Source organism: Candidatus Mycalebacterium zealandia (assembly GCA_014075295.1).
Classification (GTDB): Bacteria; Desulfobacterota_D; UBA1144; order Nemesobacterales; family Mycalebacteriaceae; genus Mycalebacterium; species Mycalebacterium zealandia.
This window is the reverse complement of record CP046180.1, coordinates 524,778-545,108: the sequence shown is the minus strand read 5'-3', so window position 1 is coordinate 545,108 and position 20,331 is coordinate 524,778. Positions and strand designations below refer to the sequence as shown.

Below are 20,331 nucleotides of genomic sequence, written 5' to 3'. Positions count from 1 at the left end.
TTATTGAGACGCCCGCGCGCCTTAAGTATAGTAAATTCGTCCATTTCCAATGGGAATTCACAAGAAAAAGCACCCCGTACGAAGCTTCAATGAAAAGGTGGTTCGCAAAGCCTCTTCAATGGCCGTTGATTTTGTTTCTTCCGGAATGGTTGTCGGGCTGGGAACGGGAAAAGCCGCCACGTTTGCGGTTGAATACCTTGCGGAAAAAGTCCAATCGGGCGTCATAGGGAAAATAGTGTGCGTGCCGAGTTCAATTCAAACCGCCGCTTACGCAAAATCACTCGGTCTCACAATAGACAACAAATTCAAACGCGACTCGGCGATAGACGTGACGATTGACGGCGCGGACGAGGTTGACCGCGACTTTAATGTCATCAAGGGCGGCGGCGGCGCGATGTTTCGCGAAAAAATCGTGGCTCAGGAGAGTTCAAGAAATATTATCGTTATAGACAAAAGCAAGTTGTCTGAAAGAATTGGAATGATCTGCCATGTTCCGGTTGAGGTTATACCGTTCGCGGTTGGACCGGTGTGCAGATTCATCTCAACCCTCGGCGCGACCCTGATGGAACTTAGAAAAGACGAAAACGGCAAAACCTTCAAGACGGACGAAAAAAACTACATCCTGGACTGCGATTTCGGCCCTATTTACGACCCGAAAATTATTGCCGAATCTCTCGTGTGGAGAGCGGGAATCGTTGAGCACGGACTGTTTCTCACGACCACAACGGACATTCTGGTTTCATCCGATGAAGATGTGGAGCATCTGCGGGTTGAATAATGGCGGAGTTTCTTTCCGCTGAAGTTGCGGAGTTTTTTCCGCAGGTTTTTCTTTTTCTCATCGGAGTTGCGGTTGGAGTCATAAATGTTACGGCGGGCGGAGGCTCGGCGCTAACCCTGCCGGTTCTTATTTTTCTCGGTCTGGACGGAGGCGAAGCGAACGGAACAAACCGCCTTTCAATCCTGATTCAGAATATATCGGCAAGCGCGTCTTTCTCGAAAGAGCGCGTGGCAGACTTGCGCCACAGTCTTAAACTTTCGCTTTTGACCCTGCCCGGAATGGTTTGCGGCGTTTTTGCGGCGGTAACGATTGACGATGAGATGTTCAAAAAAATAGTCGCCATCGCGATTATGGTGGTGGCGGCGTCAATGTTTCTGCCGTCATTGAAGGCGGGCGGAGAAGCGCGCGGTAAGCGGGGTTGGCTCATTTATCCGGGACTTGTGGCGGCGGGTTTCTACGGGGGCTTCATACAAGTCGGAGTAGGACTTGTGATTATGGCTCTTCTGTTTCACTTGGTTGGCGGAAGCATCGCTTCTGTCAACGCGCGCAAGATTTTTATCGTGCTGATATACACGATTCCGGCGGTCTGCATCTTCTTTTATTTCGGAGATGTTGATATTCTCAAAGGGTTGAACCTCGCGGCCGGCTCCGCGCTTGGCGGATGGTGGGGAGCAAAACTTTCGGTAAGGAAAGGAGCGAAAGCTGTGCGCTATTTCCTCGTGGTCGCCATAGTTCTTTCCGGTCTGAAACTGCTTGGGTTTTTATAAGAATTGAAATTGAGGAATTAGGGCGAAAAAACCCTCTGCTGTTGTTTTTTTGGGGGGGGGGGGGGAGTCATCTTGAATTTTTGGAGTAACCCGCAATGATGAAATATAGAAAATTCAGCAAGATGGTGTTAATTGTTGGAGTCCTTTTTTGCGTTCCGCAAGCGCAAGTGCAAGCGCAAGAATGTGGAGGAGTGGCATTTTCAACAGGCACCAACGCAGAGGCTTTCGGAACTTGTGCAAACGCAAGCGGAGAAGATTCAACGGCGGTTGGTGAGGATGCGCGTGCGACAGGTTTAAGGTCAACGGCTCTTGGTCAGGGGGCAATTGCGACGGGTTCATTTTCAACGGCTCTTGGTCAGAGAGCAAATGCGACGGGTTCATTTTCAACGGCGGTTGGTTCGAGCGCACGCGCGACAGGTACAAAGTCAACGGCGGTTGGTCGTGTAGCGAATGCGACCGGGCCGGCTTCAACGGCTCTTGGTCATTTATCAAATGCGGAAGGTACAAGTTCAACGGCTCTTGGTCAGGATACGCGTGCGGGTTCATTTTCAACGGCGGTTGGTTCGAGCGCACGCGCGACAGGTACAAAGTCAACGGCGGTTGGTCGTGTGGCGAATGCGACCGGGTCGGCTTCAACGGCTCTTGGTCATTTGGCGAACGCGACCGGAAAGAATTCAACCGCCTTGGGACAGGAGTCGAGGGCGTCCGGATTGGATTCCATAGCCATAGGCAGGAATGCGATTGCGACCGGAATAAACTCCATAGCGATTGGTGTGGGAGCGAGTGTGAGAGGCGAAATGGGCATTGCCATTGGCAAAGATGTTTCGGCGAACGCGAACCAAATCCGCATTGGCAATTCAACTCACACCGATGTGCTGATAGGGGCATACAATTTGAGTTCATTTGCCACTAAAAGCGGAACCGAATTCGTACCCCAGAGGCTTAGAGATGAAAGCACCGCAAGCACCGCCATTAGCGCGGAAACAACCGCAAGAACAACCACGGACACGGCCTTGCGCAATGACCTCGGCACAAGAACTGACACCGCCGCCACTGGTGGCACGGCGTTTGCGCAGATAAGGGATATTAAAGACACCATAGCCGCCGCCAACACTGCGGAATTAACGCAAATGAATTTGTTGGCACGCACCGACGCAATATCAGAGGTGATGGCAGCCAACACCGCAGGCGACACAATCACAATCAATACGTCAACAGGCAGTGTTACCCTGGTGGGTGACAATGTGCGTGAGCAGTTTGAGTCTCTCGTAACATCACTTGTAAGCCCCGGAGGCGCGCTTGTGGATAGGGATGGCAATCCGGTTAATACCACTTTGGGAGAGTTCAGAGAATTGGGCAAGGGCAGCGGCGGTTCGGGAACAGGTATCCCCGAAAGAGATGAATACCTTTTCAGGGCGTTATACGGCGACCCGGCAGACAGCACGCCCACGGCTGGCTCCATAGACTCAGACACCCCGCACGCAGACAGCATAGTCGGGCGGGCTCAGCAGGGCGTTTTGCGCACGGCTGGTGATGTGACAAACAACCGCAATCCTGACGCTGGTTACAGCCAAGCGCCAGACATCGGAGAGGGGGCGTCCGCGCCGGAAGCCTCTGAGGACAGAAGGTTGGTTGTTGAAGACAGGAACGAAGACGGCTCAATCAGCTTAAGAACCGTTTCGCTTGACTCAGCGGGCGGCGGTATAATAAACAGTAGAGATGTGGAAAAGAACTCCAGTGGTGTTGCTATGGCTATGGCGATGCAAATGCCTTCAATTTCACCGGGCAAGAGAATAGGTTTCGGACTTGGAAGCGGCACATACAACAAAGAGTATGCTGCCGCGGCTTCGTTTGCCATGCGCACGCATGAGAATGTGCAGTTCAGCACGGGCATCGGCTGGGAAACGGGCGACGACACAATCGGCGGGCGCATCGGGGTTATGTTTGAGTTTTAACAATAAGGAATTTGCCACTTAGAGGGGGGCATCTTCAACATCTGAAATCCCTGTGAATAAAAAAGGGAGGGGAAAGCGGTGCGCTATTTCCTCGTGGTCGCCATAGTTCTTTCCGGTCTGAAACTGCTTGAGGTTCTTTAGCGGTATCGGTTTTGGCGGTGTTTCCGCCGTTTGAGCAAACTGCGTCCTTTTTTCATTGACGGGTTTGGGGTGCCGATTTTATAGTGAATGCTGGTTCTTTCCTTTCCTTAGAACCCGCTCTGTCGGGTTTGGAATACAAAGACCCTTGCGGGAAATAGAACAAGCCTCTAATTGTGCTACTATACGGCAATCAAGACATGGCATCTTGTGTCGGAGAAATACAAATTGGAGGCTTATTATGAATAAAATTAAACTCATATTGGTGGGAATTACTCTGATGTCAGTTACAGGTTGTTTTACGAAAGCCGTCCCTGTTCCTGGACCCGGAGGAGTTTCTGCACTTTCTATTAGCTGCTCAGAGATAGTTGAGTGTTATAAAAAAGCCCAAAAAGAGTGTGAAAAAGATGGATGGGACAGTTATGAGATACTGCGAAGAGGAAAAGCAACAGTCTCAACACAGGAAATACTTGTTGAATGTATTAGAATAGATAAATAATAATCAAGACCTAGTGTCTTGTATTCAAAAGTTCGGAGACACAATACTTTAATCTATCTTAACCTCTGACGTTGCGATGTTTAGTTAACAATTGCCGCCTTTTGACAAGCGCAAAAATTGTGTTCCCCGTATTTGAACTCACATTTTCAGCCGCTGGCGAATTTATCCAGAGAGTTGTAAACCCCGCGCATGGCGCTGAGTTCGCTGTGGGTTCCCGTTTCAACAATCTCGCCATTGTGGACGACCATTATTCTGTCCGCTTCGCGCACGCTCGACAGCCGGTGCGCTATAGTTATGAGGCTGAATCCTCTTTTTAGAGACAAATCCCGAACTTTTCTGACGGAGTCCTTCTCGGTTCTCGCGTCCATGTTTGATGTCGCTTCGTCCATAATCACAATCGCGGGCTCGCCCGCCAGAACTTCGTCAATATTTTTAATCTGTTCCTCGCCCGAAGACAGAGCCCCTCCACGCGAATCGTCCTTTTTCTCATAGTATTTTCTTTCCTGAAAAACGGGTGCTATCCGGCTTCTGAGCCATTTTAAATCAGCGTGAGAAGTATCAATGCCGTTAAAAAGTATCTTGCCTCTCTGCGGCTCGTAGAGACGAAACATAAGGTTGAACATGGTGGATTTACCCGAACCCGTAAGCCCCACAATTGCCACCCACTCACCCGCGGACATCTTGAAAGACACATTTTTCAGAACCCATTTTCCACCTCCGTAGGAAAACCACACATTCTGAAACTCCATCTCACCCCCGCGCTCAGAGGACGACAATTCGCCCGCCCTCTCCGGGTCAACCTCGTTGATGTCATAAAGGTTTTCAGTCGCCGCTATGGCGGACTGGAGAATGTTGTATTTCTCCGACACTTCAAGCACGGGTCGGAACATCATTCTTGTGTAATAGATAAACGCTATCAGAGTCCCGGCCGTGAACTTCCCGTCAATGACGCCCGTGCCTCCGTGCCAGATTATAATCCCTATCGCGGCAACAGCGGCATATTCAATAAACGGACGAAAAACCTCAAAAACCCATAGTTGCTCCATATTGGCGAGAAAATTCTCCTTGTTCGTCTCCCTGAATCTGCCGAAGTTTTGATCCTCTCTTCCGTAGTCTTTTATGATTCGGATTCCTCTTACGCTTTCCTGCACAAATGAGTTGAGTCGCGCTATTGAGCGTCTTATTCTGCGGTGCGAAAACCTGAGACGCCTGCGAAAGAAATGCGCCACAAATGCCGTGCCGCCGACTATGAATATCATCGTCAGCGCGAGTTCGGAATCAAGGCTGAACATCACAACCGCCACCCCTACGAAAAGGAACAGGTCTTTGAGCACTTGGACAACCACCGAAGAATACATATCGCTTATGGAATTCAAATCGTTGGTAACGCGCGTTGTGATTCTGCCGGTCGGGTTTTCGTCAAAAAACTTCTGCGGTAAAGACATTATGCGCCTGAAAGTCCGCTCCCTAATGTCGCGAATTATGTGTTCGCCCGACACTTTAAGCAGATAGTTTGAGAGCGAAGACATGGAGAAAATTCCGACAACACAAAGCATCATAATGACCGCAAGGCGGACAATGCCGTCCATGTCCGTCGCCCTCAGAGTTTTGATTTCGCCATCGGACAACAAAAGCAAATTCTTTTCGCTTATATGCGCCGTGCCGCGGGCGAGCTCAAACAGTTCGGGGTTGCGCTCCACTATTTTTGATGATTTCGAAGAGGGATTGCTTGTGTCAACCACAAGGTATCTTTTGGTCTTCCCTCCCCGGGACGGAGGCGCGGAAGAGGCGATTTCAACAATTTTGCCCGCAGAATTTTTCTGCCACAAAAGCGAAATATGGTTGTCAACTGCGTGCCGCGCGATATACGGCACGGCAATCTCAAGCGCGGCGGTGCAGGTCATAAGAATAAAAGCCGCCGCAAGAAAACCGCCGCGCCGCCTGATAAATCCGGCAAGCCACGACAGCATTTTCCTGTCGCGCAGGGTGGTGAATATGTTTTTCTCTCCTCTGTTGCCGTTCATCGCGTCTGGATCCTGTGCATTCCGGCATAGATGCCGTCTTGCGCCACAAGTTCGGAATGCGTTCCCCTCTCGGCGATTTTTCCGCCATCAAGAACCATAATCACGTCCGCCAGATGCGAGGAATTGGTGCGGCTTGAGATAATAATCAGAGCCGTTCCGGTCTCCTTTGCCCAGCGACATAAGTTGTCAGTCACTTTCGCTTCGGTTGAAAGGTCAACGGACGAAAGCGCGTCATCAAGGATTAAAACCGCCGGCTCAAAAATGACTGAGCGAGCAATTGAAACCCTCTGCTTCTGCCCTTCGGAAATATTGATTCCCCGCTCTCCGAGAACCGAGTCAAGGCCCCGTTCAAACCCTTCAATCTCTTCGGTCATTCCGCATATTTCCACCGCGCGCCGGGTTTCTTCATCAGAGCGGGGCTGCATAAAGTTGATGTTTTCTCTCACCGTGCCACTGAAGATAAATGCCTCACGGTCAACACGAACAAAATCTCTTTTAAGTTGCGCGCGCCTTATCGACCGTGTGTCGGTTCCACCGATAAGCACTGAGCCGTCGCCGGATTCGGTTTCTCCGCTGATTATGTTCGCAAGCGTGGTTTTGCCCGACCCCGTTACGCCTACAATGCATGCGGTTTCACCCGAGCGCACGGTGAAAGAACAGCCGTCAAGAATCTTCACTCCTCCGAATGAAACGCCTGTTTCGCGCACTTGCAGGTCGCCTTTCATTCGCGCAAAAACCTCCCGCACGTCCGGTGCGACACTGAGTTTCAAAATGGAATTGAGACGTTTGATGGAGGAATTACCCCTGCGCAGAATGTCCTGAGCCCAGCCCATCGCCATCATGGGCCAAGAGAGCATCGACAGATAGACAAGTAGCGCGGTGAAATCTCCAAGCGTCATCTCCCCCTCTATCGCGTGCGCGCCACCGAGCAGAAGAAAGGCGACTCCGGCGATTCCAACACACAGTGAAATGGCGGGTTGATATACGGCCCAAAGCCGTGCGAGGTGAATGTTGCTTTGCGCGTAGTGACGGCTTGATTCGCCGAAGTTCCCGGTTTCGGTCTCCTCCATGCGCAAAGACTTGACAGCTTTAATGCCGAGAATCGGTCTGCGGGCGCTTTCGGTCAGAAGCGAAAAAGAGTCCTGAGTTTTTCTGAACCGTTTTTCTATTTCCCTTCCACCTTTTATGACGAAAATCATCATTATTGCAAACGGCACACATAGCACCGCCGCGACCACAGGCGATATGTAAAACATCGCGCCCATTATGAAAACCAGAAGGAACATTCCGTCATAGGCAACCAGAACGCCGAGTCCGCAGGCGAACTTCAGAGTTTCTACGTCGTTGACGGCGTGAGCCATCAAATCCCCCACCTTGCGTGAGGTAATTTGGGATATATCAAGCCGCTGGAGATGAGAGAAAAATTCGTCTCTGAGGCTGCGCTCTATCTTGCGCGCAGAACCCATTATGAAATAACGCCATCCGAAGCGGAAAAGCGAAATGGCAACACCCATGCCCAGAATGTAAAAAGCGCAGAGTTTGACGAAATCCGCAGCGTCCGGTCCGCCGCGCACAAAAGCGTCAGTCGCCTGCTTAATCACCAGCGGTATCGCCATCTGCAGCAGGTCAACAACCGAAAGTGCAACAATCCCCGCTATAAGTTGAGGCTTATGCCTCTTAAGCAGAGACGGAATGCTTGTCTGTTTTGAAATCTGTTCGCGATTTTCCATCCGCTACCGCGCCAACAGAAAAAGGCGGAGCGGGAAACTCAACTATTTCCCATCTTCCCTTTCAGTGTTTCACCCATTTCCGCGGGGCTTCTGCAAATAGCTGCGCCGGCAAGTTCAAGAGCTTTGAACTTGTCCTCCGCGCCGCCTGAACTTGACGAAATAATGGCTCCGGCGTGCCCCATTCTTTTGCCCGGAGGAGCGGTCGCACCCGCTATAAAAGCGGCAACCGGCTTGGTAATGTTGTTTTTAATATAATCCGCCGCCTCTTCTTCATCGCTGCCGCCTATCTCTCCGATAAGCACTATCGCGTCCGTGTCGGGGTCGTTCTGGAACAGTTCAAGGGCGTCTGTGAAGGTAGTTCCAATTATCGGGTCTCCACCTATGCCAACGCATGAAGACTGCCCTATACCGAGATTGGAAAGCTGCCACACCGCCTCATACGTCAGAGTTCCACTACGGGATATGACGCCCACCCTGCCGGGTTTGTGTATGTATCCGGGCATGATTCCGACCTTCGCCTCTCCCGGAGTCATCACACCGGGACAGTTTGGTCCCACAAGCCGCGAACGCGACCCTTTGAGGAAGTTCTTCGCTACCATAACATCGCGGGTCGGAATACCCTCGGTTATGCAGATTATGAGTTCCACTCCCGCTTCGGCGGCTTCAAGTATGGAGTCAAGGGCAAATGGAGCAGGCACAAAGATAAGTGAAGTGTTCGCCTGCGTCGCGTCCACAGCTTGCGAAACTGAATCAAAAACCTTGAACCCTTCAACCTCGGTTCCACCCTTTCCGGGGGTTACGCCCCCGACTACCGAAGTTCCGTATTCCCTGCACTGCGTCGCATGGAAAAGCCCCTGGCTTCCGGTAATTCCCTGCACTATCGCTTTGGTATTTTTATCAACAAGAACACTCATCCTTTTTATTTCTCCGTTCCGAAAGTCGGCTTACCACCGCCCCGAAGCCCTAAAAGGTAACACAACCGGATTTGCGTTTCAAAACCGCTATTCCACATTTTGAACCTGCTCGCGCATTTTTTCTATCTCCGACCTCAAATCCACCGCCAGATGAGAAATGGCGGGAGATTTCGATTTTGCCGAAATGGTTCCGGCTTCGCGGTTCATCTCCTGAGTGAGAAAATCAAGCTCCTTTCCCACCGAAACATTGGACTTGGAAACAAACTCTGAAAAACGGACGAGATGGGAGTTCATCCTCACTATCTCTTCGGTTATGTCGCTTTTCTCGGACACGGCGGCAATCTCCTGATAGATTCTGGCTTCGTCCGCATTTTCGCTTTTAAGAGAACGCGCCTTCTCCGCAAGTTTGCGCTTAACCTCTTTTTCGTGCTTGCCGCGCTCGTTACTGATTTTCAGCACAATACGTTTGCATTTCGCGGTGCGCAGAAGCAAATCCTTGTGAAGAAGTTTGCCCTCGCGGCTTTTGCTTTTGTCCAGATTGTCTATCGCGCTCTCAGATGCTTTTTTTACAAGCCCCGCCTTTTTCCGTCCCGGCTTGCGAACGGATGGCGTTTTTGTAATCAACTCCCCGAAAGACAGTATGTGGTCAACCGTTATGTCTCCCTTGAGACCGAGAGTGTTTTTGAGTTTTTTAAGACTCGCAAAAGCGGAGCGTGCGGCGACAAAGTTAATTTCAGGACTGTCCGCCCGGTTGCTTTCATATATGACGGTGATTTTCACCTTTCCCCTCAGCGCGACCTTTTTTAACAGTTTAAGAATGTCGTTCTCAAGAAACCCGACCGCTTCGGGAAGTTGGATGCGCGTGTCAAAAAACCTGTGGTTTTCACTGCGCGCTTCGACAATGAGCCTGCCGCCCTCAACTTCCATTTCGCTTCTTCCGAAGCCCGTCATACTTTTCATTTCAGGATGTTTTACGGCGTTTCTTGAAACTGCCGCGTCCGGTGTTTAACCTAACCGGAAACGGAGTGATTCTACTTTAATTTTCTCACTATGTAAAAGATGAAAACCATTCAAATATCCATAGCGGGAGCGGCGGGGCGCATGGGCTCGTCGATAATCTCTGAAGCCGCGAAAACGCGCGACATCAAGATTGCGGGTCTTTATGAAAAAACCGGGCACGCTCTGGTCGGGCGAGAAGTCGCGGGCGTTGAGGTTTGCGGGAACATAAAAAAAGCGTCTGAATCCGCCGATGTAATCGTGGACTTCACATCGCCCGAAGCCACTGTGTCTCACGCACGGTGGTGCGCGAAGACCGGTAAAGCAATGATTATTGGAACAACGGGCTTTTCCTCAAAACAGCGCAAAGAGATTGAGCGCGCGGCAAAGTCCTTCCCGTGCGTAATAGCGCCCAACATGAGCATTGGAATAAATCTGCTTGAAAGCGTTGTCGCGGAGGCGGCGCGCAAACTCGGCACGGATTTTGACATAGAAGTGGTGGAGGCGCACCATTCGGCAAAAACGGACGCGCCAAGCGGAACGGCTCTGGCGCTTGCCCGCGCCGCCGCCGGAGCAAGGGGCAAAACGCTTGAAAAAACCGCCGTCTGCGCAAGAGAGGGGACGGACAACAAACGCGGGAAAAATGAGATAGGAATACAGTCAATCCGAGGTGGCGACACCCCCGGAGATCACACGGTTTTCTTCCTCGGACGCGGCGAAAGGGTTGAGTTTTCGCATAAGGCGCACGGCAGAGAGATTTTTGCCGCGGGAGCTATCAAGGCAGTGAGATGGGTTGGCAGCAAACCCGCCGGAATATACGAAATGAAGGAAGTTCTGGGGCTTTAAGAAATTACGGGCGGCAAAATTGGATGGTCGCTTGAAAACAAACTGCATAATGGTTATAAAATCGCAGGTTTTACTTCAAAAAAACGCTTTCTTGCGGAGGAGTTTCAAGTTTTGAAAAATTTCAATTTTCGCATACTGGCGGTTGCCGCCTTAACTTTTATTCCCGTTCCCTCGGAGGTTTTCGCTCAGGAGGGAGGCGGAGGCGGGCAGTCCATGCTGACGGGTGTGCTGCCTTTTGTTCTTCTTTTTGTGATTTTCTATTTCTTAATTATACGCCCGCAACAGAAGCGTTCACGCGTGCGAGATGAGATGCTCAAAAGCCTCAAACGCGGCGATGAAGTCATTACAAACGGCGGCATATACGCGACAATAACCGACAGAGACGGAGAAATCATCACGCTTGAAATAGCGAAGGGAGTGACGGTGAAAGCGACACTGTCCGCGGCGGCTTCCAAAACGGAACAAGAGGCTGGTAACTGATATTGGGCGGAGTTTCAAAACTCTGGCTTGCCATTGTTGGATCTCTTATTGTCCTTTCGGTAATTTTTCTGGCCCCCAATATCTGGGGCGGCGCGTTGCCCGACTGGTGGTCAAAAGCGTTTCCGGCGCGGGGAATCCGTCTCGGGCTTGACCTTCGCGGCGGCGTCTTTATTCAACTGGGAGTTGAAACCGATCAAGGCGTCAACAGACGGCTTGAAGGTGTTCTCGCAACAGTCAAAGAAGAGTTTGACCCCCCCGCCGAGGCGATAACAAAAGCCGAAATAAAAGATTTTGCCATTTCAATGAAGTTCTCAAGCGCGGATTTCTTCTCAAAAGCGCTCAGAGCCATAGAGATAAAGTTTCCCGAACTCACAGTCCGCTCCTCTCTCGAAAAATTGAGCATCAGGGCTTTTCCGAGCAACTACGGCATTTCCGAAATACGCGACAGTTCAATTGATCAGGTTCGTCAGGTCATAGAAAACCGGGTTCTTGACTTCGGTCTGGTGGAGCCGTCAATCACGCGGCTGGGAGACAGTAAAATCGTAATACAGGTTCCCGGAGCTTCGGACGAAGACAGGGACAGGATTGTTGACATCATTAAGAAAACCGCAGTTTTGGAATTCAAGAAAGTGCACGGGCAGGGTTTTTCACGCTCCGAGGCGATTACCAACGCGGGAATGGCAACCGAAAGAGGCTTAAAAGAAAAAAATCTGTCAATCCATCAAAGTTTTGAGGGAGGTAATGAAAACTTCTTCGTAACAGAGTCCGGAAGTTCGGTTACGGGAGAACACATATCGGACGCACGGCTCACGTTTGATAGTTTCGGCAGACCCGCGGTTTCGTTCAGTTTTTCAGGACAAGGAGCGGGAAAGTTCGGAAAACTAACCGAAACGAACATAGGAAACCGGCTTGCGATTGTTCTTGACGGCATTGTGAAATCGGCTCCGGTTATTCAAAGCCGCATAAGTTTTGAGGGACAGATAACGGGCTCCTTCACGCAGGAGGAAGCCAGAGACTTGGCGCTTGTTCTGCGTTCGGGAGCATTGAATGTTCCGGTTACGGTTGAACAGGAGCGGCTCATAGGTCCTTCGCTTGGAAAGGACTCAATACAAAAAGGGAAACTCTCAATGATAGTGGGCGGCGCGCTCGTTATTGTGTTCATGATTCTTTACTACGGCACGCACGGAGTAGTCGCTAATCTGGCGCTGGGAATCAACATGTTTCTGATAATGGGGCTGCTCGCCTCTCTGGGCGTAACTCTCACTTTTCCGGGCATCGCGGGAATGATTTTAACGCTCGGAATTGCGGTTGACGGAAACATAATCATTTTTGAGAGAATCAAAGAGGAGATGAGAGCGGGAAAATCCCGTCTTCACTCCATTGAAACCGGATACAAAAGGTCTATCAGAACAATTCTGGACGCAAACGTTACCACTTTGCTCGCGGGGCTTGTGCTTTTTTGGTTCGGCAACGGGCCAATAAAGGGCTTTGCGGCAACCTTGTGCGCGGGAATCGTCTGTACGGTGTTCAGCAATCTGATAATTGCGCGTCTTATTTCAGGATTTCTATGGAAAGAAAAGGGAGCGTGAACGTGCGAAACTACCGCCTTTGTTATATTTTTGGAGATATGAAGAGAAATTGAGAGTTGTTAATTTTACATCCCGGTTCGGCTCCGCGGCGATTTTTTCAGTGTTGCTGGTCACAGCGTGCTTTGCCGCCATTGTTATGGACGGGGGTCCCAGGCCCGGAGTTGAGTTCACGGGCGGGACTGAAGTTCACATAAAAGCGCCCGCTTCGGGCCATTCGGTAATGGAGACGGAAGTCAGGCGGATTTTTACCGCTTCGGGATACGAGCCGGTTTCAGTTCAGAGATTCGGAATAGCGGCTGATAAAGAGTTTCTTGTTAAGTTCACCGTGAATGAACTGTCATCGGAAAAAGTCAACGCCTTCAAAACCTCTTTCACTAAAACCGCCGGAGAAAGCGCTCGTTTTGCGGAGGCGCGCATACTGCGCATTGACTACATCGGACCCAATGTGGGAAAGGAGTTTGTGAAAAAAGCGGTTATAGCACTCTTGCTCGGTTGCGTCGCCGTTCTTTTGTATCTCATTTTCAGGTTTGAACTCGGCTACGCGACCGGAGCCGTCGCCGCGCTTGTTCACGACGTTGTTATAACAATGGGTTTTCTGGCTTTTACGGACAAAGAAATTACGCTTTCCATAGTCGCCGCGCTTCTTATGGTGGTCGGATATTCGGTGAACGACACAATTGTCATATTTGACCGCATACGCGAAACACTTGACACCGAAGACGAATCTTCAAGCGACTTTATAACGGCGGTCAACACGGGGATTTCGCGCACTCTGTCGCGAACAATTCTCACGACCATAACCGTTTTCATCGTCCTCATACCTCTGTTCTTTCTGGGAGGAGCGGTCATTCACGATTTCGCGTTCACTCTAATGGTTGGTGTGATAGCGGGAACATATTCCTCAATTTTTGTCGCGACCTATTTCGTGGTAAGAATGAGAAAACGGAACGGCGCGATGACATGAGCGGCAACGAGGAAATACGCGAGCGCGTAAAAAGCGAAACGGAACAGGCACGCACGGAAATTGCGGGGGCGGAAAGCGAACCTGCCGTTCACACAATTAAGTCCCGCTACACTGGGAAAAACGGTTCCATAACCTCAATGATGAAGTCCCTGAAAGACCTTTCTCTTGAGGAAAAACGCGACATAGGCTCAACGCTCAATACGGCAAAAGACGAGATTGAAGGTTTTGTTCGCGACAAAATTTCAAGCCTCAGACACAGCAATGTGGAAAAATTGGTTTCCAAGGAAAAGATAGATGTTACGCTCCCCGGACGCGGAACGGAAACAGGGTCGCTTCATCCCGTAACGCTTGTAATGGACGAGATTTCGGGGATTTTCGAGCGCCTGGGTTTTTCCATTGTGGACGGGCCCGAAGTGGAGCTTGATTACTACAATTTTGAGGCTCTCAACATTCCCAAAGACCACCCCGCGCGCGACATGCAGGACACTTTTTATATTTCGGACGAGATGGTTTTACGCACTCACACCTCGCCGGTTCAAATTCGGGTTATGGAAAAACAGCAACCGCCGGTGAGAGTTGTTGTTCCCGGCAAGGTTTACAGATGCGACAGCGATGTTTCCCATTCGCCGATGTTTCATCAAATTGAGGGGCTGATGGTTGACAGAAACGTGAGTTTCGCGAACCTCAAATCCGTTATAATAAATTTCATTAATATGTATTTTGACGGCGAGACCAACGTCAGATTCAGACCCAGTTTTTTCCCTTTCACCGAGCCGAGCGCCGAAGTTGACATAGAATGCGCCATATGCAACGGGAAAGGTTGCAGGGTTTGCAAAAAAACCGGATGGGTTGAAGTGCTTGGCTGTGGAATGGTTGACCCTGCGGTGTTCAAAAACGTCGGATACGACTCCGAAGAATATTCGGGCTTCGCGTTTGGAATGGGTGTTGAAAGAATGGCAATGCTGAAATTCGGCATCGACGACATAAGACTTTTCTTTGAGAACGACATAAGGTTTCTGCGGCAGTTTTCGTAAAAGCGTCGCCAAAAAAGGAGAAAAAATGGCAGGAATTAAATCCGATAAATGGATAAGAAAAATGGCTCGAAAGAGCAAAATGATAGAGCCGTTTGTGCAGTCACAGGTAACCAAGGGAAAGATTTCCTACGGGCTTTCCTCCTACGGCTATGACATCAGGGTAAGCGACGAGTTTCAGGTGTTCACAAACATTCACAGTACTTTTATTGACCCAAAAAACTTTGATAAAAAATCGTTCGTTTCAATCAAGGGTGACTGTGTTATTCCGCCAAACTCATTCGCACTGGCAAGAACAGTCGAGTATTTCAGAATCCCGCGCGAAATACTGACCGTGTGCGTGGGCAAATCAACATATGCGCGTTGCGGAATAATCGTGAACGTAACGCCGTTTGAACCCGAATGGGAGGGGTTTGTGACACTTGAGATTTCAAACACAACCCCGTTGCCGGCAAAAATCTACGCCGGAGAGGGCATAGCGCAGGTTCTGTTCTTTGAGGGCGATGAAGTTTGCGAAAAATCCTATGCGGATAAAAAAGGAAAGTATCAGAAACAAAAGGGAATTACACCCCCGAAAATTTCGAAAAAGTAGAACCCCCTGGAAAAGTCAACTTCGAAGAATGTCCCCATTCCTCGAATCAGTCATCCCGCCAATCAAGGAAAAACTCTAAAACCGCTTTCGCGGTATGAAGTTTGTTTTCCGCCTGTTGAAAGGCGATGCACCTGTTGTCGTCCATAACTTCGGCGGTGATTTCCTCCCCCCTGTGCGCGGGAAGGCAGTGCATCACAACGGTGTCTTCGGGAGCGTGCGAAAGCAGTTTGGAATTGACCTGATACGGAGCGAATTTCTTTTTGATATCTTCCCCGCCCTCGCTTCCCATGCTTACCCACACATCGGTGTAGATAACATCGGCATCCTTAACGGCTTCAACCGGATTGTCCGTAACGGTAATATGAGTCGCTCTGCCGTTGCTGTTTCCGCTTTTTTGCAAAATCATTTCGTCCGGCTCGCAACCGGCGGGGCATGCGACCGCAATGTCAAAACCGATAATTGATGACATTCCAATCAGCGAATTCGCCACATTGTTGCCATCTCCGATATAGGCGAGTTTAAAATCATCCATATCAATATCATGAGTCGCCACGGTGAGCAGGTCCGCAACCGCCTGTGTGGGGTGTTCCAGTTCGCTCAAAGCGTTTATCACGGGAACGGAAGAGACGTCCGCAAAACGTTTGAGCCGATCATGCCCGTGAGTTCGAACCACAATTATGTCGAGGTAGGATGACAAAACTTTCGCCGTGTCTTCAAGAGATTCACCGCGATTTATCTGGCTTGAGCCCGAGTCTATAAAAATCGGGTGCGCTCCCAGCAGAGAGGCGGCCGCTTCAAACGAAACCCGCGTGCGGGTTGACGGCTTTTCAAAAACAATCCCCACCGCTTTGCCCTGAAGCGACTGTCCAACCGCTCCGGTTTTGTGCATCTCCTTATGTTCAAGAGCACGTGACATTATTTGCTGAATGTCACTTTTTGAAAGGTCAAAAACACTTAAAAAATGACGGCTCACTTCCCACAAACCTCCTCAACGGATTCTTTGATTACGTTTACGGCAAAATCAATCTCTTCATCCGTAACAATAAGCGGCGGCAGCATCCTCATAACTATTTGAGCCGTAAGGATTGTCAAAAGCCCTTTCTCCGCGCAAACATTTACGATACTTTTCGCCGCCTCGGGCGATGTAAATTCAAGCCCGGCCATCAACCCCATGCCCCTTGCCTCTTTCACCGCTCCGGAGGCAAAATCTGCCATGCGCAAGCCGCTGAGCAACCGCTCTCCGCGCTGGCGCGCGTTCCCGATCAGGTCTGAACTCAGCACCTCTTCAATCACCGCTATGGCACAGGCGCAGGCAAACGGGCCGCCGCCGAAAGTGCTTCCGTGCGAACCGGGCGTTAAATGCTCCGCGACCTCTCCGGTTGCAAGTACCGCGCCACACGGCACCCCGCCGCCGAGCCCTTTGGCGATTGTCGCGATGTCCGGCGCGGCGTCCGAGTGTTCATAACAAAACATCTTCCCCGTCCTTCCCATCGCGGTCTGAATTTCGTCAAGCACAAGCAACGCGCCTTTTTCCGAGCAGATTTCCCGCGCGCGCGCAATATAGTCTTGCGGCGGAACCACAACGCCGTTCTCCCCCTGTATCGGCTCAACCATAAAAGCGCAAGCCCGGTGAGTGTCCAGCGCTTCGGAGATTTTTTCCGGCTCGCCGTAGGGAATAAAAACAAACCCGTCCGGGAAAGGGTCAAACCCGTCGCGGCAGTTCCGTCCACTTGTCGCCGCGAGCGCGCCCAAAGTTCTGCCGTGAAAAGAACCGTCCGCGCAGACAATGGTTTTTTCGCGCCCGTTTTTTTCAGCCCACCTTCTGGCAAATTTTATCGCACCTTCGCAAGCCTCCGTTCCGCTGTTGCACAAAAACACCTTATCCGCAAAAGAGTGTTCGGTCAGAAGGGAAACAAGCCGCGCCTGTGGAGCCGTGTAAAAAAGGTTTGAAGTGTGGATGACTTCATCCATCTGTTTTTTCGCCGTTTCCACAAGAGTGGTATGGCAATGCCCAAGCGTCGTTACGGCGATGCCGGAAGTAAAGTCCAGATACTTCTTCCCGTCCGTGTCCCAAAGCCACGCGCCGCGCCCTTTGCTTACGGCGATGGGAAAACGCGAATAAGTGTTCATCACGTTTGCGTCCGTGGAAGAAATTATTTCGCGGCTCATTTTTTTATTTCAGTCCCGACTCCGGCGTCTGTGAAGATTTCAAGTATAAGCGCGTGGAGAGTGCGCCCGTCTATTATGTGCGCTTTGCGGACCCCTTCGGACAGGGCTTCCATGCAACAGACCGCTTTTGGACGCATGCCGGCGGCGATGGTTCCCTCTTTTATCAGTTTTGCCGTCTGCCTGAAATTGAGAGACGGAATCAGTTTGTTTTTCCCGTCCATTATCCCGCGCACATCCGTGAGCATGATGAGTTTTTCCGCTTTGAGCACGGAAGCCACTTTGCCCGCGGCATGGTCGGCGTTGACGTTGTAAGTGTCGCCTTTTGAGTCCCTCCCGATTGGAGCTATAACGGGTATGGATCCATCTTTTTCGTAAAGGCGCAGCAGTTTCGGGTTAACCTTTTTTATTTCACCCACCATTCCCAAATCGGCGTCCGGCGGAATTTTCACGCCGCTTGCCTCGGCAATTTTCCTGATGTCCGCCTTGCAAACTTTCAGCATTGACAATTCATTGCCTGATATGCCGACCGCTTTGGCGCCCTGCTTTTTTATCGCCGTAACTATGGTTTTGTTGACCTTGCCGGCGAGCACTTTCGCGATTGTTTTTACCGCCTTTTTGTCCGTTACTCTCAAGCCCGCTATAAAGCGCGACTCAATCCCCTCTTTCTTAAGTTGCGCCTCTATCTGCCTGCCGCCGCCGTGAACCACAACCGGCTTAATCCCTACAAACTTCATAAGCGCTATGTCCTGAGCAAACCCTTCAAGGGACGGACCCACAAGGCTGCCGCTGTATTTCACGACAACATTTTTTCCGTAAAACTGCTTTATGTAGGGAAACGCCTCGGCAAGAATTGTCGCTTTGTTCGTCATCTTAATTCCCTCTCGGAAAAAGACACTATAACACCTTGCGCGCACGGCGCGGATGTGTTTTTCACTACAATATGTATTTGCTCAAATCTTTGTTTGAAGCGATTTCGGATATTTTTTCCCTGACATATGCGGCATCTATATCAAACTTGCTCCGTGTCATATCAGGAGCCTGAAAAGATATTTCATCCAGAATTGTCTCAAGAATTGTGTGCAGCCTGCGGGCACCGATGTTTTCGGTCGTGCTGTTCACCTCCATCGCGATTCTGGCTATTTCCTCAATAGCGTCTTTCTTGAAAACAAGGTTGATATCCTCGGTTTTAAGCAATTCCACATACTGCTTTGTCAGGGCGTTTTTTGTTTCGGTGAGTATTTTTACCATCTCTTTTTTCCCAAGCGCTTCAAGTTCAACACGCACGGGAAAACGCCCCTGAATTTCGGGTATCAAGTCTGACGGCTTTGAAACATGAAACGCTCCCGCGCCAATGAACATGATGTGGTCGGTTTTAACCATTCCGTGCTTGGTGTTTACCGTGGACCCTTCTATTATGGGCAGCAAATCGCGCTGGACTCCCTCGCGCGAAACATCGGGACCGGAGTTTGAATTGCCACCGGCGATTTTGTCTATCTCGTCAATAAAAATGATTCCCGTATTCTCAACCCTCTCAATGGCAAGCTTCACAACCTTGTCCATATCAACAAGTTTTTGAGACTCCTCCCGTATAAGGATTTTCATCGCGTCGGGCACATCAACTTTTTTTCTCTTTGTCTGCTTGGGCATAAGGTTGCCAAGCATTTCGGGCAGATTCATGTCTATCTCATCAACACCCTGTGTTCCGAGAATCTGGAACGGCATCGCGGCGGACGAGATTTCCACTTCAACGGTTTTGTCATCCAGCTTGCCCTCGCGCAGAAGTTTTCTGAGTTTTTCCTTTGTCCTTTTCTTCTCAGACTCCTTGCGGGCTTCGGTGGCGGGCGATTGCTCGGACTGCGCGCCTTCTTCGGAAGCGGGTTCGGGAGAAGACGGAAGCAGAAGATCAAGCATCCTCTCCTCGGCAATTTCCTCCGCCTTGGCGCGAACCGCTTTGGACTCCTCATCGGAAACCATTTTGACTCCGATTTCGGTTAGGTCGCGGATCATGGATTCAACATCTCTGCCCATGTAGCCGACTTCGGTGAATTTTGACGCTTCAACCTTTATAAAAGGCGCCTGAGATAGTTTGGCGAGGCGGCGGGCGATTTCGGTTTTTCCCACACCCGTGGGTCCCATCATTAGAATGTTTTTTGGAACAATTTCATCGCGCATCTCAGAACTCACGTTCTGGCGGCGCCACCTGTTTCTGAGCGCTATTGAAACGGACCTTTTAGCTTTGTCCTGCCCAATTATGTATTTGTCAAGTTCGGAAACTATCTCGCGCGGAGTAAAGAATGAATTGTTGTTCATCAAATCGTCTCAATGCGGATTTTGTTGTTTGTGTATATGCAAATCTCCGAAGTTATCAAAAGCGACTCGCGCACAATCTCTTCAGCGCTCAATGTAGAAAACTCCTTAAGGGCGCGCGCCGCGGCCTTCGCGTATGTGCCGCCCGAACCTATGGCCACAATGCCGTCGTCGGGCTCAAGAATATCTCCGGCGCCGGAGATTATGAACATATCCTCCTTGTCGGCAACGGCGAGAAGCGCTTCCAGGCGGCGTAAAACCCGGTCGGTTCTCCAGTCTTTTCCAAGTTCCACCGCGGCGCGTCTGAGGTTTCCGCTGAATTCCTCAAGTTTTGCCTCAAACCTGTCAAAAAGCGTTATCGCGTCCGCTGTTGAGCCGGCAAACCCCGCGCAAATCTTGTCCGAATGAATCTTCCGTATCTTGTTGGCGGAATGTTTCACCGACACGTCTCCGAGCGTAACCTGCCCGTCTCCGCCCATCGCGGTTTTACCGTCTCTGCTTACACAGAGAATCGTCGTTCCGTGAAACTGCCCTGTAGAGTTGCCGCTCATA

At 50.5% G+C, this 20,331-nt stretch carries 19 protein-coding genes; 10 read left to right on the top strand and 9 right to left on the bottom strand.

The features are described 5' to 3' along the window. Positions 1 to 49 precede the first annotated feature (49 nt). The 4 genes from rpiA (at position 50) to GKS04_02650 (ending at position 4,137) form a co-directional block, all read left to right on the top strand. Entirely contained in the window at positions 50 to 778 is a 729-nt protein-coding gene (rpiA, locus tag GKS04_02665; GenBank protein ID QMU56078.1) for a ribose 5-phosphate isomerase A, read from the top strand. Next, positions 778 to 1,545 (top strand): TSUP family transporter, encoded by a 768-nt coding sequence (locus GKS04_02660; GenBank protein QMU56077.1) that lies wholly within the window; start codon positions 778 to 780, stop codon positions 1,543 to 1,545. Before rpiA ends, GKS04_02660 begins: the two co-directional genes overlap by 1 nt. Before the next feature lie 95 nt (positions 1,546 to 1,640). Continuing rightward, positions 1,641 to 3,500: a hypothetical protein gene (locus GKS04_02655; GenBank protein ID QMU56076.1), complete on the top strand. Its 1,860-nt coding sequence runs from the start codon at positions 1,641 to 1,643 to the stop codon at positions 3,498 to 3,500. A 379-nt stretch (positions 3,501 to 3,879) separates the two neighbouring features. Then, positions 3,880 to 4,137 carry a hypothetical protein gene (locus GKS04_02650; GenBank protein QMU56075.1) on the top strand — a complete coding sequence of 86 codons (258 nt, stop codon included), beginning with the start codon at positions 3,880 to 3,882 and terminating at the stop codon, positions 4,135 to 4,137. A 146-nt stretch (positions 4,138 to 4,283) separates the two neighbouring features. Here GKS04_02650 and GKS04_02645 read toward each other — a convergent pair whose 3' ends face one another. The 4 genes from GKS04_02645 to GKS04_02630 form a co-directional block, all read right to left on the bottom strand. Continuing rightward, positions 4,284 to 6,161: an ATP-binding cassette domain-containing protein gene (locus tag GKS04_02645; GenBank protein QMU56074.1), complete on the bottom strand. Its 1,878-nt coding sequence runs from the start codon at positions 6,159 to 6,161 to the stop codon at positions 4,284 to 4,286. Next, a complete protein-coding gene (locus GKS04_02640) occupies positions 6,158 to 7,891 on the bottom strand; it encodes an ATP-binding cassette domain-containing protein (GenBank protein ID QMU56073.1) in 1,734 nt (577 codons plus the stop codon). Before GKS04_02640 ends, GKS04_02645 begins: the two co-directional genes overlap by 4 nt. Before the next feature lie 38 nt (positions 7,892 to 7,929). After that, entirely contained in the window at positions 7,930 to 8,805 is an 876-nt protein-coding gene (sucD, locus tag GKS04_02635; GenBank protein ID QMU56072.1) for a succinate--CoA ligase subunit alpha, read from the bottom strand. 87 nt (positions 8,806 to 8,892) lie between these two features. Beyond that, positions 8,893 to 9,765 carry a YicC family protein gene (locus tag GKS04_02630; protein ID QMU56071.1) on the bottom strand — a complete coding sequence of 291 codons (873 nt, stop codon included), beginning with the start codon at positions 9,763 to 9,765 and terminating at the stop codon, positions 8,893 to 8,895. 99 nt (positions 9,766 to 9,864) lie between these two features. Between GKS04_02630 and GKS04_02625 the strand changes: the two genes are divergently transcribed. The 6 genes from GKS04_02625 to GKS04_02600 all read left to right on the top strand — a co-directional run bounded on the left by GKS04_02625 (position 9,865) and on the right by GKS04_02600 (position 15,303). Continuing rightward, the gene (locus GKS04_02625) at positions 9,865 to 10,647 is read left to right on the top strand and encodes a 4-hydroxy-tetrahydrodipicolinate reductase (protein QMU56070.1); all 783 of its coding nucleotides are present in this window, start codon (positions 9,865 to 9,867) and stop codon (positions 10,645 to 10,647) included. 213 nt (positions 10,648 to 10,860) lie between these two features. Continuing rightward, positions 10,861 to 11,127: a preprotein translocase subunit YajC gene (yajC, locus tag GKS04_02620; GenBank protein ID QMU56682.1), complete on the top strand. Its 267-nt coding sequence runs from the start codon at positions 10,861 to 10,863 to the stop codon at positions 11,125 to 11,127. Continuing rightward, positions 11,124 to 12,716: a protein translocase subunit SecD gene (gene secD, locus GKS04_02615; GenBank protein ID QMU56069.1), complete on the top strand. Its 1,593-nt coding sequence runs from the start codon at positions 11,124 to 11,126 to the stop codon at positions 12,714 to 12,716. Before yajC ends, secD begins: the two co-directional genes overlap by 4 nt. A 100-nt stretch (positions 12,717 to 12,816) precedes the next feature. Further along, the gene (secF, locus tag GKS04_02610; protein ID QMU56068.1) at positions 12,817 to 13,680 is read left to right on the top strand and encodes a protein translocase subunit SecF; all 864 of its coding nucleotides are present in this window, start codon (positions 12,817 to 12,819) and stop codon (positions 13,678 to 13,680) included. Next, entirely contained in the window at positions 13,677 to 14,714 is a 1,038-nt protein-coding gene (gene pheS / locus GKS04_02605; GenBank protein QMU56067.1) for a phenylalanine--tRNA ligase subunit alpha, read from the top strand. Before secF ends, pheS begins: the two co-directional genes overlap by 4 nt. A 25-nt stretch (positions 14,715 to 14,739) precedes the next feature. Beyond that, a complete protein-coding gene (locus GKS04_02600) occupies positions 14,740 to 15,303 on the top strand; it encodes a dCTP deaminase (protein ID QMU56066.1) in 564 nt (187 codons plus the stop codon). Positions 15,304 to 15,349: 46 nt separating this feature from the next. Here GKS04_02600 and argF read toward each other — a convergent pair whose 3' ends face one another. The 5 genes from argF to hslV form a co-directional block, all read right to left on the bottom strand. Continuing rightward, entirely contained in the window at positions 15,350 to 16,276 is a 927-nt protein-coding gene (gene argF, locus GKS04_02595; protein QMU56065.1) for an ornithine carbamoyltransferase, read from the bottom strand. Then, positions 16,273 to 17,472: an acetylornithine/succinylornithine family transaminase gene (locus tag GKS04_02590; protein QMU56064.1), complete on the bottom strand. Its 1,200-nt coding sequence runs from the start codon at positions 17,470 to 17,472 to the stop codon at positions 16,273 to 16,275. Before GKS04_02590 ends, argF begins: the two co-directional genes overlap by 4 nt. Then, on the bottom strand, positions 17,469 to 18,341 hold the full coding sequence (gene argB, locus GKS04_02585; GenBank protein ID QMU56063.1) for an acetylglutamate kinase: 873 nt from the start codon (positions 18,339 to 18,341) through the stop codon (positions 17,469 to 17,471). The genes GKS04_02590 and argB overlap by 4 nt, the downstream gene beginning before the upstream one ends. A 64-nt stretch (positions 18,342 to 18,405) precedes the next feature. Then, the gene (hslU, locus tag GKS04_02580) at positions 18,406 to 19,782 is read right to left on the bottom strand and encodes an ATP-dependent protease ATPase subunit HslU (protein QMU56062.1); all 1,377 of its coding nucleotides are present in this window, start codon (positions 19,780 to 19,782) and stop codon (positions 18,406 to 18,408) included. Then, complete coding sequence (hslV, locus tag GKS04_02575) at positions 19,782 to 20,330, bottom strand: ATP-dependent protease subunit HslV (protein ID QMU56061.1); 549 nt, start codon at positions 20,328 to 20,330, stop codon at positions 19,782 to 19,784. The genes hslU and hslV overlap by 1 nt, the downstream gene beginning before the upstream one ends. Position 20,331 lies beyond the last annotated feature (1 nt).

What these genes read in the sequence shown, in the direction of transcription:
- rpiA (QMU56078.1), top strand. Translation starts at nt 50, where the DNA reads ATGGGAATTCACAAGAAAAAGCACCCCGTACGAAGCTTCAATGAAAAG.
- GKS04_02660 (QMU56077.1), top strand. Translation starts at nt 778, where the DNA reads ATGGCGGAGTTTCTTTCCGCTGAAGTTGCGGAGTTTTTTCCGCAGGTT.
- GKS04_02655 (QMU56076.1), top strand. Translation starts at nt 1,641, where the DNA reads ATGATGAAATATAGAAAATTCAGCAAGATGGTGTTAATTGTTGGAGTC.
- GKS04_02650 (QMU56075.1), top strand. Translation starts at nt 3,880, where the DNA reads ATGAATAAAATTAAACTCATATTGGTGGGAATTACTCTGATGTCAGTT.
- GKS04_02645 (QMU56074.1), bottom strand. Translation starts at nt 6,161, where the DNA reads ATGAACGGCAACAGAGGAGAGAAAAACATATTCACCACCCTGCGCGAC.
- GKS04_02640 (QMU56073.1), bottom strand. Translation starts at nt 7,891, where the DNA reads ATGGAAAATCGCGAACAGATTTCAAAACAGACAAGCATTCCGTCTCTG.
- sucD (QMU56072.1), bottom strand. Translation starts at nt 8,805, where the DNA reads ATGAGTGTTCTTGTTGATAAAAATACCAAAGCGATAGTGCAGGGAATT.
- GKS04_02630 (QMU56071.1), bottom strand. Translation starts at nt 9,765, where the DNA reads ATGAAAAGTATGACGGGCTTCGGAAGAAGCGAAATGGAAGTTGAGGGC.
- GKS04_02625 (QMU56070.1), top strand. Translation starts at nt 9,865, where the DNA reads ATGAAAACCATTCAAATATCCATAGCGGGAGCGGCGGGGCGCATGGGC.
- yajC (QMU56682.1), top strand. Translation starts at nt 10,861, where the DNA reads ATGCTGACGGGTGTGCTGCCTTTTGTTCTTCTTTTTGTGATTTTCTAT.
- pheS (QMU56067.1), top strand. Translation starts at nt 13,677, where the DNA reads ATGAGCGGCAACGAGGAAATACGCGAGCGCGTAAAAAGCGAAACGGAA.
- GKS04_02600 (QMU56066.1), top strand. Translation starts at nt 14,740, where the DNA reads ATGGCAGGAATTAAATCCGATAAATGGATAAGAAAAATGGCTCGAAAG.
- GKS04_02590 (QMU56064.1), bottom strand. Translation starts at nt 17,472, where the DNA reads ATGAGCCGCGAAATAATTTCTTCCACGGACGCAAACGTGATGAACACT.
- argB (QMU56063.1), bottom strand. Translation starts at nt 18,341, where the DNA reads ATGACGAACAAAGCGACAATTCTTGCCGAGGCGTTTCCCTACATAAAG.
- hslU (QMU56062.1), bottom strand. Translation starts at nt 19,782, where the DNA reads ATGAACAACAATTCATTCTTTACTCCGCGCGAGATAGTTTCCGAACTT.
- hslV (QMU56061.1), bottom strand. Translation starts at nt 20,330, where the DNA reads ATGAGCGGCAACTCTACAGGGCAGTTTCACGGAACGACGATTCTCTGT.